17 protein-coding genes and 1 other annotated feature are annotated in these 16,337 nt (G+C 48.3%); of the genes, 3 read left to right on the forward strand and 14 right to left on the reverse strand.

Going from position 1 to position 16,337, the window contains the following annotated elements:
- Positions 1-18: 18 nt before the first annotated feature.
- The 6 genes from ACSZLD_RS04650 to ACSZLD_RS04675 all read right to left on the reverse strand — a co-directional run bounded on the left by ACSZLD_RS04650 (position 19) and on the right by ACSZLD_RS04675 (position 5,448).
- Positions 19-1,371 carry a competence protein CoiA gene (locus ACSZLD_RS04650; RefSeq protein WP_444684384.1) on the reverse strand — a complete coding sequence of 451 codons (1,353 nt, stop codon included), beginning with the start codon at positions 1,369-1,371 and terminating at the stop codon, positions 19-21.
- The gene (mecA, locus tag ACSZLD_RS04655; RefSeq protein ID WP_444684385.1) at positions 1,280-1,927 is read right to left on the reverse strand and encodes an adaptor protein MecA; all 648 of its coding nucleotides are present in this window, start codon (positions 1,925-1,927) and stop codon (positions 1,280-1,282) included. Before mecA ends, ACSZLD_RS04650 begins: the two co-directional genes overlap by 92 nt.
- 257 nt (positions 1,928-2,184) lie before the next feature.
- Entirely contained in the window at positions 2,185-2,586 is a 402-nt protein-coding gene (spxA, locus tag ACSZLD_RS04660; protein WP_168009294.1) for a transcriptional regulator SpxA, read from the reverse strand.
- 478 nt (positions 2,587-3,064) lie between these two features.
- A complete protein-coding gene (locus tag ACSZLD_RS04665) occupies positions 3,065-3,199 on the reverse strand; it encodes a hypothetical protein (protein ID WP_377907967.1) in 135 nt (44 codons plus the stop codon).
- A 56-nt stretch (positions 3,200-3,255) separates the two neighbouring features.
- Complete coding sequence (locus ACSZLD_RS04670) at positions 3,256-3,837, reverse strand: GNAT family N-acetyltransferase (protein WP_444684386.1); 582 nt, start codon at positions 3,835-3,837, stop codon at positions 3,256-3,258.
- 237 nt (positions 3,838-4,074) lie between these two features.
- A complete protein-coding gene (locus ACSZLD_RS04675; protein ID WP_377907965.1) occupies positions 4,075-5,448 on the reverse strand; it encodes a putative glycoside hydrolase in 1,374 nt (457 codons plus the stop codon).
- Positions 5,449-5,654: 206 nt separating this feature from the next.
- Between ACSZLD_RS04675 and ACSZLD_RS04680 the strand changes: the two genes are divergently transcribed.
- Entirely contained in the window at positions 5,655-6,191 is a 537-nt protein-coding gene (locus tag ACSZLD_RS04680; RefSeq protein ID WP_377907964.1) for an HD domain-containing protein, read from the forward strand.
- A gap of 213 nt (positions 6,192-6,404) precedes the next feature.
- On the forward strand, positions 6,405-7,397 hold the full coding sequence (locus ACSZLD_RS04685) for a sodium:calcium antiporter (RefSeq protein ID WP_444684387.1): 993 nt from the start codon (positions 6,405-6,407) through the stop codon (positions 7,395-7,397).
- Positions 7,398-7,457: 60 nt separating this feature from the next.
- Here ACSZLD_RS04685 and ACSZLD_RS04690 read toward each other — a convergent pair whose 3' ends face one another.
- Positions 7,458-8,642 carry a dicarboxylate/amino acid:cation symporter gene (locus ACSZLD_RS04690; protein ID WP_444684388.1) on the reverse strand — a complete coding sequence of 395 codons (1,185 nt, stop codon included), beginning with the start codon at positions 8,640-8,642 and terminating at the stop codon, positions 7,458-7,460.
- Positions 8,643-8,824: 182 nt separating this feature from the next.
- Positions 8,825-9,077 (forward strand) — a binding site (T-box leader).
- 59 nt (positions 9,078-9,136) lie between these two features.
- Between ACSZLD_RS04690 and trpS the strand changes: the two genes are divergently transcribed.
- Entirely contained in the window at positions 9,137-10,132 is a 996-nt protein-coding gene (trpS, locus tag ACSZLD_RS04695; protein WP_377907961.1) for a tryptophan--tRNA ligase, read from the forward strand.
- 189 nt (positions 10,133-10,321) lie between these two features.
- Here trpS and ACSZLD_RS04700 read toward each other — a convergent pair whose 3' ends face one another.
- The 7 genes from ACSZLD_RS04700 to ACSZLD_RS04730 form a co-directional block, all read right to left on the reverse strand.
- Entirely contained in the window at positions 10,322-10,975 is a 654-nt protein-coding gene (locus ACSZLD_RS04700; protein ID WP_444684389.1) for a response regulator transcription factor, read from the reverse strand.
- Positions 10,972-12,012, reverse strand: a complete 1,041-nt coding sequence (locus tag ACSZLD_RS04705; protein WP_444684390.1) for a sensor histidine kinase — start codon at positions 12,010-12,012, stop codon at positions 10,972-10,974. Before ACSZLD_RS04705 ends, ACSZLD_RS04700 begins: the two co-directional genes overlap by 4 nt.
- Positions 12,005-12,838: a cell wall-active antibiotics response protein LiaF gene (liaF, locus tag ACSZLD_RS04710; protein WP_444684391.1), complete on the reverse strand. Its 834-nt coding sequence runs from the start codon at positions 12,836-12,838 to the stop codon at positions 12,005-12,007. Before liaF ends, ACSZLD_RS04705 begins: the two co-directional genes overlap by 8 nt.
- Before the next feature lie 204 nt (positions 12,839-13,042).
- Positions 13,043-14,281 carry a beta-ketoacyl-ACP synthase II gene (fabF, locus tag ACSZLD_RS04715; protein WP_377907957.1) on the reverse strand — a complete coding sequence of 413 codons (1,239 nt, stop codon included), beginning with the start codon at positions 14,279-14,281 and terminating at the stop codon, positions 13,043-13,045.
- 20 nt (positions 14,282-14,301) lie between these two features.
- Positions 14,302-15,234: a beta-ketoacyl-ACP synthase III gene (locus ACSZLD_RS04720; RefSeq protein WP_377907956.1), complete on the reverse strand. Its 933-nt coding sequence runs from the start codon at positions 15,232-15,234 to the stop codon at positions 14,302-14,304.
- A 144-nt stretch (positions 15,235-15,378) separates the two neighbouring features.
- Positions 15,379-15,711, reverse strand: coding sequence for a hypothetical protein (locus tag ACSZLD_RS04725; protein ID WP_444684392.1), 333 nt, complete (start codon positions 15,709-15,711; stop codon positions 15,379-15,381).
- A 69-nt stretch (positions 15,712-15,780) separates the two neighbouring features.
- Positions 15,781-16,335 (reverse strand): DinB family protein, encoded by a 555-nt coding sequence (locus ACSZLD_RS04730; RefSeq protein ID WP_377907954.1) that lies wholly within the window; start codon positions 16,333-16,335, stop codon positions 15,781-15,783.
- Positions 16,336-16,337: the final 2 nt, after the last annotated feature.

Genomic DNA, 16,337 nt, shown 5'->3' on the forward strand with positions numbered 1-16,337 from the left:
TATGAATAGTACTAATTATCAATTATTTTTGTACACGAAAGAACTTTGCTGGGCGACGTAGCTGTCGTCCATAAAAAGCTGTTCGGTTGTTTTGTTAAAGGTAATCGGATGCTTGACCGTAAAAACCCCTGGATATCGCTGCGTCAAAACACCCCAATCGGCCAAATAGCTGAAGTAAACAAGGACAATCGACCGAATATGAAATCGATCCATCGGCTGCAAAAAGCTATGACACTTCAGCAGTATAAGCTCACAAGCACCTGTCAGCCTTACCGATACTCCCTCGTTTCGCAGCAGCTTTACGTGCAGCAGCGACTGCCAGACTTCAGGCGGAATCGATAACGCACCACTCCCCGGGAAAGGAACTCTCGCCAGTGCTGGATAGGCGTGAGGTGGAAGCTGAAAGACAGCCATCAGTTCGCGGAGCAGAACGGCGGGCGGATCGGTCTGCTTAAATCGTGTCATGCGATGGGAAATAGCGTTTTTGCTCCAGCTGCTTCGTAAAGCTCTGTTAAATTCCCCGTTATCGGTGGTGGCTCGAGTCATTAAAAACCATTCTGGAGACTGGTTATAGATACGAAACGACGTAACATCCACAGTCCATCGGGCACGGCTGATCGACGCACAGCCTCCATAGCAGAACAGTTGACCGGTTTGCGGACAGAGCGTCCAGTAATGAAAGGATGCTGCATGACACAACGCGCCGCGTTTTACCACAGATACGGCCTGCCGCTGCACGCCTGTCTTCACGTTTTCCGGCATGAGAATCCAAATTAACTCTGCTCCAGCTCGTTCGTAGTCAAGCTTCCTTTCTGTCATCTCCTTCTGTGAAATGGCAGAAGACTGACATTCAAACACGTAGGTTTTTCCTGCAGATGCCACATACACATCTGCCCTTCTGCCAGCTGACGGCAGATAATACTCCAAAGCAACAAACAGCTGCTGATCTGAGAACAGCTCAAACAGCTTTGTTTTTGCAGCACGATGCCAGCGGCTCTCCCCGCTTGCGCGGCAGCTGCGGATATGAGCGAAATGAGGACGGACCTTTGAGCCAGTCTTTAAGAGGACAGGTTGATCACAGTCCGGGCACCGATAGGCACTTTTATTCGTAAGCTTTGATGCGGTCAGACTGTGTATTAAAGAGCGATCTGAGCACCTGGCAGTATACAGAGCGTTCACCTCTCTCCAATTTTTGTAAGTATACCACAATGGGGAACGTACGTTCAAATCACGGAAACAAAAAAGCAGAGGAACAATGTCCTCTGCCTTTTGATTAAAATTAAAATTGGCCGCGAATGACGCTGAGCGCATTTTGATCAGCAATACGATTTCCGTATTCATGAATGCGGTGGATCGTTGTGTCTGATTCATAACCGTACTCGAGAATGCGGCTAAGCATGTTGTCCTGTTCATCGTCCGAATACGATTCGTCGATTGATACATAAATGAAGTACGTATTCTCAAAATGATAAAGACTTGTTGAAATGTCCTCATCAAATACTTTACTTAACGAAATAACATCCTCGAAATCTCTGAAGCCGACGACGACGTTAAGCGAATGGTCTTTGGCAATTTCATTGGCTTCATCATTAGCAAACTGCTGATCAAGCATATCGACAATATTTTTATCCACGCTGTCCTCCCCTTCATCTTCAACCGGAATTTCGAGCTTTACGTTTCCATCATTAATTTGGCCGCGTGTTACAATTACTTCAAGTCCTTTATCTAATGCATGAACCTGAACCCATAGCGGGCCGTTCATTTCAAATTTCTCTTGATCGCTTACTTCGTTCATCATTTCAAAGAAAAGCTCTTCGCCGCGTTCACGGCTATACCAGATCTCCTCTTTATCGAATCCACGACGCTCAATATCGTGATACGTAATATAAAACTTAATAGTCGTATCATTAATGCGTTCTATTTCCATAAAAGTCTCACCCTTTCGCGAGAATACGCTGACGATGTCTTTGGGTTATATTAACTTAACATTCTATTCCCGAATCCTGCAAGTGTCAATCATGATCTGCTTACTCCTATTCTAGATGATAAAGACGGGAAATGAAATAACTCTGCTCGTTTTTTTCAAACTATTTATCAGAAAATTCCAACTTATCCCGTTTTCCGGCTGTCGTTGCGTAAATAAGGAAAAAAGTGATGCGCATCAGCAGCATCACTCTCTGAAAGTTATTCGTTTACGAGGCGCTTCGTTGCTTCTTGAAGCTGGAATGTACGAACCTTTCTAGGAAGAAAGCGTCGAATTTCCGCTTCGTTATACCCAACTTGAATTCGTTTTTCATCAAGGATAATCGGTCGTCGAAGTAAGCCAGGATGATCGCTGATCAGCTGGAACAGTTCTTGAAGCGGCATAGCATCCAATTCAACATCAAGCTCTTGAAAAACTTTAGAACGTGTCGAGATTATTTCATCAGTGCCGTCCTCCGTCATTCGAACAACCTGTTTCACCTCTTCAACCGACAGAGGCTCTGAGAATATATTTCTTTCTTCAAATGGGATATCGTGCTCTTCCAACCATGCTTTAGCCTTTCGGCAGGACGTGCAGCTCGGTGATGTAAATAGCGTGACCATACGGCTGAATCCCCTTTCACAAGAAATAATGTATACCACTACCATCGATCGCTTAATTATAATTATTATTATACAACATTGCTTACAAATTATCAATGCCTTCTAAAAAACTTGTACAAAATCCTTACAAAAGCTTGATTATAAGCTCACATATGTCTAATAACCTTTTTGTTCAATGGTTAAACTACTTTTTATAAACAAATTTATATGAATGGCGCTCTGCCTCACAGCAGGAGCAGAGCGAGCTATTACTAGCTGGCGGTCCCAGAAGGTTAAGCTCATACATGATTGTACAATCAATCATTACGCTCATTCTATCACATTTTCAGTTACGAAAAAACGTTATCAATTAGATAAATGTCAAAAATGATCAAAACAGGATTCTCTTCATTAGTATACGATTAAAGCATAGAAAAGTTTCACTACCCTCATTCAATAGAAAAAGAACCGGCATTTGCCGGTTCTTCTCGGTCCCCAATCAGGAAGCAAGCGGCCTGGATTGGGAGACAGGCTGCTTCTTTGGAATTTTATTTACTTCTTCCAGTTTACGTTTAAGAAGATCTCTCCAAAGAAGCTTTTTCCTGCTTTTGCGACGGGATTTGTTTCCCTTCATGATCCACACTCCTTCCCGTGTTATGACAGCGGTCAGTGTGCTATATGCTTCAGAAATCAGGAGGCCGGTTCTTCACCGCTTCCTTCTTCCTTATTTATTTCCCGGTAGACGAGTGCCTTGTCTACTTCTTCGTAAGGTTCTCCATACAGCTCGACATCCTTATACGTATGAATGTTTTCATACGTATGCTTCATTTTGTTGTAGATGCTTTCTTCAGATTCATCTTCCGGCGTCCAATACAGGATTTCCATTGTATTCACTTCACCGGTCGCGAGCGAGCGCCTTGAATAACCGATTGATTTCGCATGCTGAAAGCCTTCGCGCCGGTAAAACCGCTGACGCTTTTCAGTATCCGTATCGTCATAGTCAACAGGCTCAACTTCTAAAATGATTGGCTTGCTGCGTTGTTTTAAATCGTCGAGCAGCTTCTTGCCAATCCCTTTTCCTCTTGCCATTTTAGACACAAACAAATAATCGATGAACGTAAAATCTTCCATTTCTACATACATCATGACGTGATACTCATCTTCACTTTTCTTATAAATATCTTGTTTCTCTTTCAGAAGCAGTTCCATGTGTTCTCTAGATTTCATTTCTTCGTCGGGAAAGTATTTGTTCAGTTTTTCGTACCAGTGCATGAAACCCCTCCTTCGGCTGTTTCACTTTCTCATCTTATTATATAACGGTTTTCCTTGAACGGAAAGGGCAGATAAGCGGATTCTCCCCTCACAATTCGCTTTGACAGGCTGTTTCGTACAGCTTTCTATTCTGAGCCTCGGATTCCTGCCTCGATTCCGTTCAAACGAACCGCGCATTTATGCTTCATAAAAAAGCCGCTCAGCAAATAAACTGAGCGGCGGGCAAACTAGTGAACGTTATTCGTTTTCATCACCGAGATCTTCATCTTCCTCTACATCCCAGTCATCGTCTTCCTCATCGACTCCTTCATCAGGTGCTTCACTGTCTTCTTCGTAGTCCTCTTGAGCTTCTTCATCTAACTCACCTTGGTTTAAATCCTCTGGATCAAGTCCGAGCAGATAATCCACCCCTTCTGAATAGCGGTTGCCTGCGTTCCAGAGCAGGAACTCGTAAATTTCATTATCATAAATCGCCTGAATCTGCGCTTCAACTTCATCTTTGCCGTAATTCAGATAGTTCCCGGATCCTAAATAAGAGGCGGTGAAATCCTGCAGCCACGGACGGGATACGGGCGGATCTTCCAGGTTGGACATCACTTCATTTTCTGCCTGAGAATATCGGTTCATCAGCTCGTACGGGTACAGATCCGGGTGGCCTTCATCAAACCCAAAATCCCCCTGCTGCCAATGGCTTGGATACGGCATAGAAGAAATAATATCAACGTTTTCTGCAATTCGGGAGAAGTTCTGACCGATGCCAGGTGCATTTTCAACTGTTACCGTGTAGCCGAAAATATCGACAGAAACGTCTACATCGTACTCCTGCAGCTCTTCATAGGCATACTCGACGAAGTCAGAGACGGCATCGACACGGGCGCCGATATTATCATCTTCTGGACGATCTGTGTAGTTGCCAGTATCATATTCGAGGTTCTCATCTCTTGTTTCAAATCCTTCAGGGAAACGGACGTAGTCAAATTGAATTTCCTGGAAGCCCATTTCAGCGGCCATGCGCGCTACTTCCAAGTTATAGTCCCACACTTCCTCCAAGAAAGGATTTACAAATTTATCTCCGCGGGGATTGGCCCACACGTTCCCGTTTTCGATAAAGGACAGCTCCGGCTGGGCATCAGCCAGCTGGGAATCCTTAAAGACAACGATTCTCGCAATCGGATAAATCTCGTTCTCCTCGAGCTTCTCCATCATTTCTTCCGGATCGCCGATCATTGGCTGAGAGATATCGACGTAGGGATTGCCTTCCTCGGGCTCGAAGGTAATGTAGCCGTCGTCCTCCTTCACGTCGATGACCATTGAGTTTAAATCTGTTTCATTTACGAGCTCTATCAGCTCGTCGAACCTTGTTGGGTGGCCTGCAATGTGACCTGTAACAAAAATACCGCGTACGGCATCCGGATAATCGAAGTGGTAGCCTGAATCAAATGTATATCGCGCCACACGGTCAGGCCATTGCCGTTCTGCTAGTACGATCGTTTTACCATTATGCGCATGCGCTGTGAGCATTTCACTGTTTTCTTCTTCTGCCAAAGCCTGTCCTGAGAATCCGCCTGCTGCAAGGGCGGCTCCGGCCGCGTACAATTTCCAGTGTTTCATATATGTAATACCCGCTTTCTTCCATTATATTTGTATGTGCTTGGTAAATTATACTATGAATTCCCGCTTCAACCAATGATTTATCTGCAATTCCTGAAAATTCATGCTGATGGAACCATTCCGCAAATGTATAAACAGACTTATTGACTTTTCTGTGCGTATTCCGTACTATTGTAAAAATACCCTTTTAAAGGAGGCGATGTAAGATGAGCCGTGTAACACTGCTAGATTTATTCTCTCATCCCGATGTTCAAAAATACGTGAAACGTTCCGGACTCGCTCATGCGGTGGCATGTGCTTATCATGCATACCGTCTGGCACCGGAATACGGAACTAATACAGCGCTTGCTGTAAAGGCTGCTTTTCTCCATGATATCGGCCATTATACGTGGTACCGGGACGGCGAATGGGATTACGAGCTATACCGCCGCAATGATATTCACGCGATTAAAGGTGCTGAGCGCGCGCACCGTATTTTAATTGAGCTTGGCGAAGACCCTGGTGACGCAAAGCGGATTTCACTTGCCGTCCTATTACACACGGATTCGTTTTTACCGGAGCAATCGATCCGCAGGGAGCCGCTTCAGGAAGTAGTTGCTGCTGCTGATGAAGCTGATGAAGAACCCGGTGGGCTTCACCATTACCGCCACATCAGTGACCGCGAAGCTTCGCACCGGCTGCGGCAGCTCGATATACTGCTTCAATCTTCTTCCTTATCGGAACAGGCAACTGCAGCGAATTAATCCGTTGCGGTTTTTTTCTTTTCGTGCTATGATTCCTTTAATTAAGAAGGGGAGTAGCGACCAACAGGTCTGCAGATCGTCATGACAGTGCCGCGGCACTCGGTCTGCAGAGCGCTCAAACGGCGTACGCGAGACCTTTTTATACAGCGGGTGTGCTGTGTAAAAAGGTCTCTTTTTTTATGCCCACCCGCTCTAATTTTAGAAAGCGAGGGAATGTTCATGATCTATATCCTGTTTATCGCAGCAGCCATTATCACGGTCATCACAGCCGTGAAGCTCTCCACGTATGCAGATGTCATTGGGGAACGAACGAAATTGGGAGGAATGATGGCTGGGGTGCTCCTTCTTGCCGGAGCTACTTCCCTTCCTGAAGTGACCACCAGTATTACAGCAATTGTTGTCAACAATCCGGATATTGCTGTCAGCAACGTTTTCGGCTCTAATTTATTTAATTTGTTTATCCTCGCAGCCGTCGATTTAGTTTACCGGCGAAAGCGAATTCTGCAGGCAGCGGATTCCTCTCATTTGGCAACTGCCGTTCTATGTATTGTCATGACCGCTTCGATGGCTGCAGTGATGGTCTTCCCAATAGGATTCAGTGTTTTAGGCATTGGCGTTGAAATGCTGCTGCTCGCCTTTTTATATGCCGGCGGGATGATTGTTATTTCACGGACAGGAAGCAACTTAACACCGCTGTCAGCAGACGAACCGGAGCCGCAGCATAATGCTATTTCCCTTCGTCATGCGAAGCGCGGCTTTGCTGTTGCGGCAGTCATCATATTAGCCGCTGGATCCGCACTGTCCGTAACCGGCGATTTGATCGCACAGGCTACCGGCATCAGTTCGAGCTTTGTCGGTGCTTTTCTCATTGCAGGCGCTACGTCACTGCCGGAGCTTGTCACCGTGATCGTTGCGATACAGCTTGCCAATCACAGCATGGCGCTTGGAAACATACTAGGGTCTAACGTCTTTAATATGCTGATTTTAATTATCATTGATGCCGTTTACCGCGGCGGCCCGGTTTTGAGCATCGTCTCTCCCGCCGTTCTCGCAGCTGCTGCGGGTGTTCTGATCTTGAACGCAGTCGTCATCGGTGCGGTAATGATGGTTAACAGGAAAAAACCGGCTGCTGTTTACAGCCTGCCTTCCATGCTCGTCATCTTAGTTTATTTTCTAAGCAGCTACGCGATATTCAGCTTTAGTTAACGAATCAGCGTAAAGCCGCCGGCCTAAGAGAGGACCGGCGGCTTTTTAAAGTTTATGACGCTATTCTGCTTTTCGCTGAGCCTCCATTTGAGGAGCTTCGGGAGACTGCCTTTCTGCTACTTTATCCATTAATACAGCAATAGCCCCGTCACCTGTAACGTTTGCTCCAGTTCCAAAGCTGTCCTGCGCAAAATACAGGACGATCATCATTCCCATCGCTGCTTCTGAGAAGCCGAGCATGGTAGTCAATACACCGAGCGCTGCAAAGATCGCACCTCCAGGGACACCCGGGGCTGCCACCATAATAACACCAAGTGCGAGGATGACTGGCAGCATGGTCAGAAAGCCTGGAACCGTATAACCATCCAGGACAGCCATGACTGCGACCGCACAGCTGACGATCGTGATCACACTGCCGGAAAGATGAATCGTGGCGCTGAGCGGAATGCTGAAGTTTGCCACCGCTTCACTAACGCGATTCTGCTTCGTCTGCCGGAGTGTCACCGGAATGGTCGCCGCGGAGCTCATTGTACCAAGCGCTGTCACGTATGCCGGCAGCATGGTTTTGATAAGAGTAAAGGGATTCTGGCCTGTTGCCACCCCGGCGGCGGTATACTGAAGGGTAATCCAAATCCAGTGTGTCGCAATCGCAACCGCAAGCACGATTCCAAACACTTGCAGTGTTTCAAGCACCGTGCCCTCTGCTGCCATATCTGCAAATATCCCGGCAATGTAAAACGGAAGAACCGGAATAATTGCGATGTAAATCACTTTCTCAATAACCGATTTTCCTTCGTCAAAAACCGTCTTCAAACCATCCAGTTTCAGCGCCGCTATCGCAATACCAAAAATAAAGGCGAGCACCAGCGCTGTCAGGATATCCATGAACGGTGTAAGCTCAAAGCTGAAAAATGCTTCAGGCGCAGCCCCCTCCTCCGGCGGCTGACGCTCGCTCGTTACAAACGGCATGATGGCTACAGCGACAAAAAATGCCATGATCCCTGCCGTAATCGTAGATAGATAAGCCGTTCCTACGGTTGCGCCAACGAGCTTAGAAGAACCTTTTCCAATGCTTGCAATCCCGGATCCGATAAAGAAGAGAATGATCAGCGGGATAACAAAGTTAATCCACTCTCCAAACATACCAGTGAACGTCACAAGTGACCGGATGAGCCAGTCGATTCCGGACAGACCGACCACTACCCCCGCTGCGATTCCGATAAGCAGTTTCAAAATCAGCTTCATACTGTTTTCCTCCCCCGCACTGTCTCTGTGTCATAAACAAATGTATCTCTCACAGGTTCTATAGTGCCAATAACCGATCACGATTGCAACGGTTTGCTTAATAGTCGGAATGTTCGTTTTATAATCGGCATATAAAGCCTTGCAACGCGTCGTGTGCTTTTATATACTGAATAACAGATAACCAAAAGGCGATGAGAAAGAGAAGTAGCATCGGCCCTTCGTGCCCAGAGAGCCTGCGTATGGTGAAAGCAGGAGACGAAGCTGATGTGAATGGACTTTCGAGCCGGACGCTGAACGTTACCCCAGTAGGCGCTCCCGGGCTTCTCCCCCGATATCAAGGAGAACCTTTTCCGCTTGATGCGAAGAAGGCTTGAGAGACAGCTCCTGTGAAGTAGCTGATCATAAGGGTGGTATCGCGGTCCATTCGTCCCTGTTTTTAGGGATGAGTGGGCCTTTTTGGTGTCTTACTAAACGAAACAGGGAAGGAAGATTCGATGACAAAAACGATTTTTTCAGGTATTCAGCCAAGTGGCACCTTAACACTGGGGAATTATTTAGGCGCGATGAAAAATTTTGTGGATATGCAGGATGACTACCACTGCTATTTCTGCATCGTGGACCAGCATGCCATTACCGTACCTCAAAAGAAAAATGAACTTAAAAGGAATATTCGCAGCCTGGCTGCCCTCTACTTAGCTTCTGGAATTTCTCAAGACAAGTCGACGCTCTTTATTCAGTCAGAGGTGCCGGCGCATGCTCAACTGGGCTGGATGATGCAATGCATTGCCTATATCGGCGAGCTGGAACGAATGACGCAGTTCAAAGATAAATCTGATGGGAAAGAGGCCGTTTCTTCTGCACTTTTGACGTATCCACCGCTGATGGCCGCAGATATATTACTTTACGGCACGGACATCGTCCCTGTCGGTGAAGATCAAAAGCAGCACTTGGAGCTGACCCGTGATCTGGCTCACCGTTTCAACACGCGCTATAATGATATTTTTACGATTCCGGAAGTCCGCATCCCGAAGGTTGGCGCCCGCATTATGAGCCTGAACGATCCGACAAAAAAAATGAGCAAGTCGAACCCTAAGCCGAAAAGCTATATTTCAATGCTGGATGATCCGGAAACCATCCGCAAGAAAATGCGCAGCGCGGTTACCGATTCTGAGGGAGGAGTTTACGCCGATGCGGAAAACAAACCTGGGGTGACCAACCTGCTGACAATTTACTCGCTATGCTCAGGAGAATCGGTCGAATCATTGACGGAACGCTACCGTGATTCAGAGTACGGGCCATTCAAGGAAGATGTAGCGGAGGCTGTTGTATCCGTGCTGGAACCGATTCAAAAACGGTATGAGGAGCTGATGGCTTCCGAGGAACTGGATGCCATTTTAGATCAAGGAGCCGATCAGGCTGATCGTGCTGCAAAGAAGATGCTTGCAAAAGCAGAGCGCGCTATGGGACTGGGCCGAGGCCGCAGATCCTGAATAATCCCTCACGGTGCTTCTTAACAGAACGAGACCTCACAGGGTTCCGAGCAGAGCCATGCCGTAACAAGCTGTGTTTTACCTGAAATAGCAAGGAAGGCAGGCTCGAAAAATCCTGCTCTTCAGCCTTTTCATCAGGAAGTTGAAACAGGCCAGCTGAGTAATTCAGCTGGCCTGTTTCCTATACTGCTAGTTTCCGGCTTTCTCTGCGTGGTCGAGCAGGCGCTGCTCATGCACGTAGATTGCGGCCTGTGTGCGGTCTTCCAGCTCCAGCTTCTGTAAAATATGACTGACGTGGGTTTTTACTGTTTTGATGCCTATAAAAAGCGATTGAGACATCTCCTGATTCGTTTTGCCGCGTCCGAGCTCAAGCAGCACTTCCATCTCCCTCTTCGTCAGCTCATTGTGCTTCGCCTTTGAACGGCGCCGCATCCCTTCCACCATCCGTGATGTCACGGATGACGTAAAAACGGCTTCCCCCTTTCCTGCACTGCGGACTGCTGCTGCTATTTCCTCTGCCGTTGACGTTTTCAATAAATAGCTGAACGCTCCTGCTTCGAGCACCGGGTAAAGCATCTCATCGTCTAAAAAGCTCGTCAAAACGATTACTTTAGGCGGGCGATGAAGCTTTTGCAGTTCAGCAGTAGCCTCAATCCCGTTCATCGTTTCCATTTGCAGATCCATGAGAACGACGTCAGGCTCAAGTGCCTTTACCTGTGCAAGTGCTTCTTTTCCGTTTCTCGCTTCTCCTGCAACCTCAAGATCCTCTTCCATCGATAAGTATGTGGAAAGACCGAGCCTCACCATATCATGGTCATCTACAAGCAATAATCGAATCGTCACATCACTGCACTCCTCTCAACCGGCAGGCGGAATTCCAAACGCGTTCCTTTACCCGGCCTTGATATAATTGTCATATGGCCTCCCAACTCCACCATACGTTCCTTCATCGTCATCAGCCCGTAGCTGGTTGATTTTACAGCTTCCGGGTCGAACCCGCTGCCATCGTCGGTTAATACAATCATCGTTTTCGCTGAACCAGCAGCTGCACTAAGCTTCACGTGTTCTGGTTTCCCGTGTCTTAACGCGTTGGATATCCCTTCCTGGAGCACGCGGAAAATGTGTTCTTCCACTCCTTTTGAGCACTCTGGAATCCCAGACGTATCCGCCTGAAAGGTAATTCGTTCATGTTTGGCATCAAGCTCCTGAAACAGCTGATCAACCGCCTCTTTTAACGGCTTTCCGTCCAGTGTGACCGGTCGGAGCTGCATGATCAGCGCTCTTAGCTCCTGCTGGGATTCCTGAACCATCGCTGTGACCTGTCTGGCCACGTAAGCGGCTTTTTTCGGCGCCTGTTCGATAAGCTTCGGCATTGCACTCATTGACATCGAAACAGCGAACAGCTGCTGACTGACCGAATCATGAAGCTCTCTCGCGAGCCGGCGCCTTTCTTCCTGGCCGGCTCCCCGTTCCCGCTCTTCGAGAAGCGATGCATTTTCATCCAGCACCCTTTTTAACGAGGCTACCTGCTGCTCATCATCCTCAATCATATCTGTTACCTCCTGCATCAGTCTGCCAAGTTCATCGCCCTCTGTTTCAGGAAAGGTATTTTTCGCTCCTCGTCGTCGCTGCTTTACCGCTGCTAAATACTGAAGCATTCTTCTTTTCTCCGTTCGAACCTGCTGATAGTGAAAAAATGCTGTCGGCAGAATAAAGGCCATTCCTGCAGCGAGGACGATCGGCAGCAGGTCGATCTCAATGCCAATCAGCAGCATCATGCTCGTAAATAGCAGTGTGCCGGCCGCAGCCGCCTTAAGCTGTACCTGGAGAGCGGACCAAAGCAGTCCGGATGGCTTTCGTTTCTGTTCGACTTCAGCCAACCTGAATCACCTCCAGATCACCAAGTCCGACTGCAACATGGAGCACAAGCCGCCTCTCTGCCTCTTGAAAGCCTTCGCTTACGAATGAGACTGTCCGACCGGACCCTGCTTGAGAATCATGGAAAATCGTTATCTCCCCCAACTTTACGGCTCCGCGCACGGAAATGGCCATCCCTTCTGGCACTTGAATTTCCACACTTCCAACACCGCAGCTGATGTGCATCACGTTATCGCCTTCGTGCAAAATGGCTTTGGAGAAATCTATTTCCACACTGCCTACTCCCATTTGCAGCCGTCTGTCCGCGGGCTCCCACGGCTGACGACCGATCGACATATCACCAAGCGCGGTTTTCTCAGCGCCACCTGAAAATCCATCGAACGAACCGAAGGGCCCTTCTGCTTTTTTCTTCTTTTTCTTCTTAGGCTTTTCTCCTGGTTCTTGTCCGGGCTCCCACTTTACAACTGGCGTCGTGTCCCGGTCAAAAAACAATTTAAATCCGGCATAAAATAAGAACAGCGGCCACGTCCAATTCCACACATCCCGAATGCTGTAGCTGCCTGGTGCATACTGGTTGTATCCGACTGCAGCTGCTGCAGAAATGGTCCACAGACCAAAAAGAAGCAGTCCGATATGACGCCTGTCCCTTTTAAAAGAGCGGATCATCGCGAAAAAGCCCTCTCCCGTCCATTTCAGCCCGAGCAGCGCAAGGACCACCGCTGCGCCGAAAAAGAAAATTCGATCCACACCAAGCGTGATCCATCCGCTGTTAACCGCTAAAAATACGGCACCTGCCGCAAGCAGGAGCAGTCCGACCGTTTTTCTCATCGTCTTCATCCCCTATCAATGATTTCCTAATACTTACATTATAAGCGACAGCAGGCGTCATGCCTATCACCTGACGGCGGTTTCTTTCTCCGTCTTCAGACCGAGAAACCTTGTTCGCTCCCGTTTCCTTGCAGCTTTTAATCTAGAAAGCGCTCCAAAGCAGAAAAAAAGAAGCCTCTATATCAGAGACTTCCCTTGTTAACATCAGCTGTATTTTTTGAACAATAGTGAAACGTTGTGTCCCCCGAAGCCGAGCGAGTTACTCATAACGTACTCCAGCTCGCCGCTTCTGGCAGCGCCTGAAACGATGTCAAGGTCGCACGCTTCATCCTGATTTTCACAGTTGATCGTAGGCGGCAGAATGCTTTCTTCGATCGCTTTCACCGAAAAGATCGCTTCTACAGCTCCGGCTGCGCCGAGCAGATGGCCTGTCATCGATTTGGTGGAGCTCATCGCAAGTTTATAGGCATGGTCGCCAAATACACCTTTGACCGCTTCGGTTTCATATTTATCGTTATACTCTGTGCTCGTTCCGTGCGCATTGATATAATCAATCTGCTCCGGTTTTACGCCGGCCTGGTCGAGCGCCTGCTGCATCGCGCGGCCGGCCCCTTCCCCCTGCGGAGCTGGAGCTGTTACGTGATACGCATCCCCCGTTGCACCATACCCAATAATTTCTGCATAAATATGAGCACCGCGTGCCTGCGCGGATTCCAGTGATTCCAAAATGAGAATACCTGTCCCTTCCGCCATGACAAATCCATCCCGGTCCTTGTCAAATGGACGGCTGGCCGAGCCTGGGTCCGGGTTCGTCGAGAGCGCACGTGCCGACGAAAATCCTGCGAAGGACATTTCCGTAAGCGGTGCTTCTGCTCCGCCGGTGATCATAGCATCAGCATCGCCACGCTCAATCACCCGGTAAGCGTCTCCAATCGAATTGGCGCCGGACGCACATGCAGTGACCGAGCAGGAATTAATACCTTTTGCTCCAAGTTCAATGGACACTTGTCCGGATGCCATATCCGGGATAAGCATTGGTACAAAGAACGGGGAAACCCGCCGGTATCCGCGCTTTTCATAGAGACGGAACTGTTTCTCATACGTTTCCATCCCGCCGATGCCTGAACCAATCCATACGCCGATCCGGCCGGCGTTGCCTTCGTGAATAGCAAGGCCTGCATCTTCGACGGCCATGCGTGCTCCCGCTACAGCAAACTGCGTAAACCGATCCATTTTGCGGGCGCCTTTTGGATCCATAAACGAACCTGGATCGAAGTCCTTTACTTCTCCTGCCACTTTAGCTGGAAAGTTTGCTTCTTCATAACGGTTAAATGTATCAATACCTGAACGGCCGTTACGAATGCCGTCCCACGATTCTGCAGCGCTGTTTCCAAGCGGTGTCAAAGCACCAATTCCTGTAATAACTACTCGTTGTTTCGACATAGCTGTGTCGCTCCTTTACCTTATTTTCCCCATCTGATTGCGACGGAACCCCATACAAGGCCGGCCCCAAAACCGACTAGTACGACGAGGTCTCCATCTTTTATATTGCCCTGGTCCAGTTCATATTTTAACGAAAGTGGAACGGATGCGGAAGAGGTATTGCCATACCGGTCCACCGTTTTAGACATTTTCTCCTCCGGTAGATCGAGTCGCTGACGAGCCGATTCCATGATGCGGATATTCGCCTGATGAGGCACGAGAAAATCAACATCCTCCTTCGTAAGCCCGGCCGATTCGACCGCTTGAATGCAGGACTCTCCCATTTGCCGGACAGCGAATTTAAACACTTCTCTGCCGTTCATGAACAGATGATCCTGCATGCTGATGTGCTCGCCTCCTGATCCGTCAGAACCGAGTTCAAATGATAAAATGCCTTTATCTTCTGAAACAGGTCCAAGCACAGTGGCTCCAGAGCCATCACCGAAAAGCACGGCCGTGTTGCGGTCTGTCCAGTCCACAACTTTAGACAGTTTTTCTGTTCCGATCACCAGAACGTGCTTGTAGGTGCCGGTTTCGATAAACTGCTTGCCCGTCACGAGCCCGTAAATGTAACCGGCGCATGCAGCACTGACGTCCATTGCTGCCGCTCGATTTGCTCCGAGCTGATGCTGCAGCATGCTCGATACGGAAGGGAACGAGCGATCCGGCGTGACGGTCGCAACGATAATCATATCCAGATCAGCACCTGTAATTCCTGCGTTATCTAACGCTTCTTGAGCTGCATACATGCTCATATGGGAGGTATCTACATCATCTGACGCGATGCGGCGTTCCTTAATACCGGTTCGTGTGCGGATCCATTCATCTGATGTGTCGATCCGCTGTTCAAGCTCTTTATTTGTAATCACATGCTCGGGGACGTACGTACCCATACCCCATATTCCTACGCGCATGCCGCTTCCTCCTCTATGCTGGTTGTTATATCTATAATTATGACCTAGTACTAAGAAAAATGCAAGCTGATTTCAAACCAGGCGGACGTCCAAAAAAAAAAGAATCAGCCGTCACAGGGCTGATTCAAAAAAAAGATTCGTTAGTTAATTGTTGTTTTCTTCCTCAGCGACTGACTCCATTAGCACGGTAAACATGTCATCCACCCGTGTGACGAGAGCTTGTTCACGTTCATCGCCGGGAGTCTGTGCCTTGAGCTGTTCGTAGGTTTCCAAAAAGGCTTGAACCTGGCGATCCCCAATTTGAGCAATGGCCGTGTAGGCAAGCAGCTTCACGTTCGGTTTCAATTCATTGTGCAGCATCGGGACGAGCGGCTCCAGCAGCTGTCTCGCTCTTGCATAATTCTTCTCATGGACCGCCTCATAGCCATCGGTGACACGGCGGGCCAGTTTTTCCATCGCTTGTCTGTTCTCTGCCAACATAGCTCATCCTTTCACGCAATTCATGTAAAGCCGGTGCTGCTCTTTCCTCAAGGCCTTCAGCCTTGATTATAAAGACAGGTACGGCGTGTTAAAATGATCCCACTTTTCCCGTTGGCCGTTAATCCAGCGGCGCAGCATATACATTTGACCAATGTGGTAGCTTTCATGGTGCAGCAGGTGCCAGAGCACCCACTCAGGTGAGTACGCCTCATCTGTTTTTCCTCCGGCAGGCTGCTTGTCTGCACGCCTGAACTCCTGGTCAGACAGCGCATAATAATACTCACGCGTTTGAATACGAGCTTCACCAAGTCTTGCAAGCAGAAAGCTCTTCTCAATATGATCCGGGCAGTGAATAGTCTGTTCTTCTTTAAAAAGGAACCGTTCGCGGTCTTCGTCTGTTACGCCTGTTCCACGCAGCACGGCCTGATTCCACCACCACTCGATTTGTGCAAGGTGAAGGGCATAGCCTGCGATACTTGGAAAGTCAGATACATGATGGTGCATATCTTCTTCATTCAGCTCTGCGATTAACTCTAACAGTTTTTCACGCGTTTGGATGACGCCTCCAAGCAGATGCATCGATTCTCTGGCTGAAACAGGGGCAAGCGTGTATTCCTTCATAG

Origin of the sequence: Alkalicoccus luteus, assembly GCF_052061695.1 — a bacterium.
In the GTDB taxonomy this organism is placed as follows: domain Bacteria; phylum Bacillota; class Bacilli; order Bacillales; family Salisediminibacteriaceae; genus Alkalicoccus; species Alkalicoccus luteus.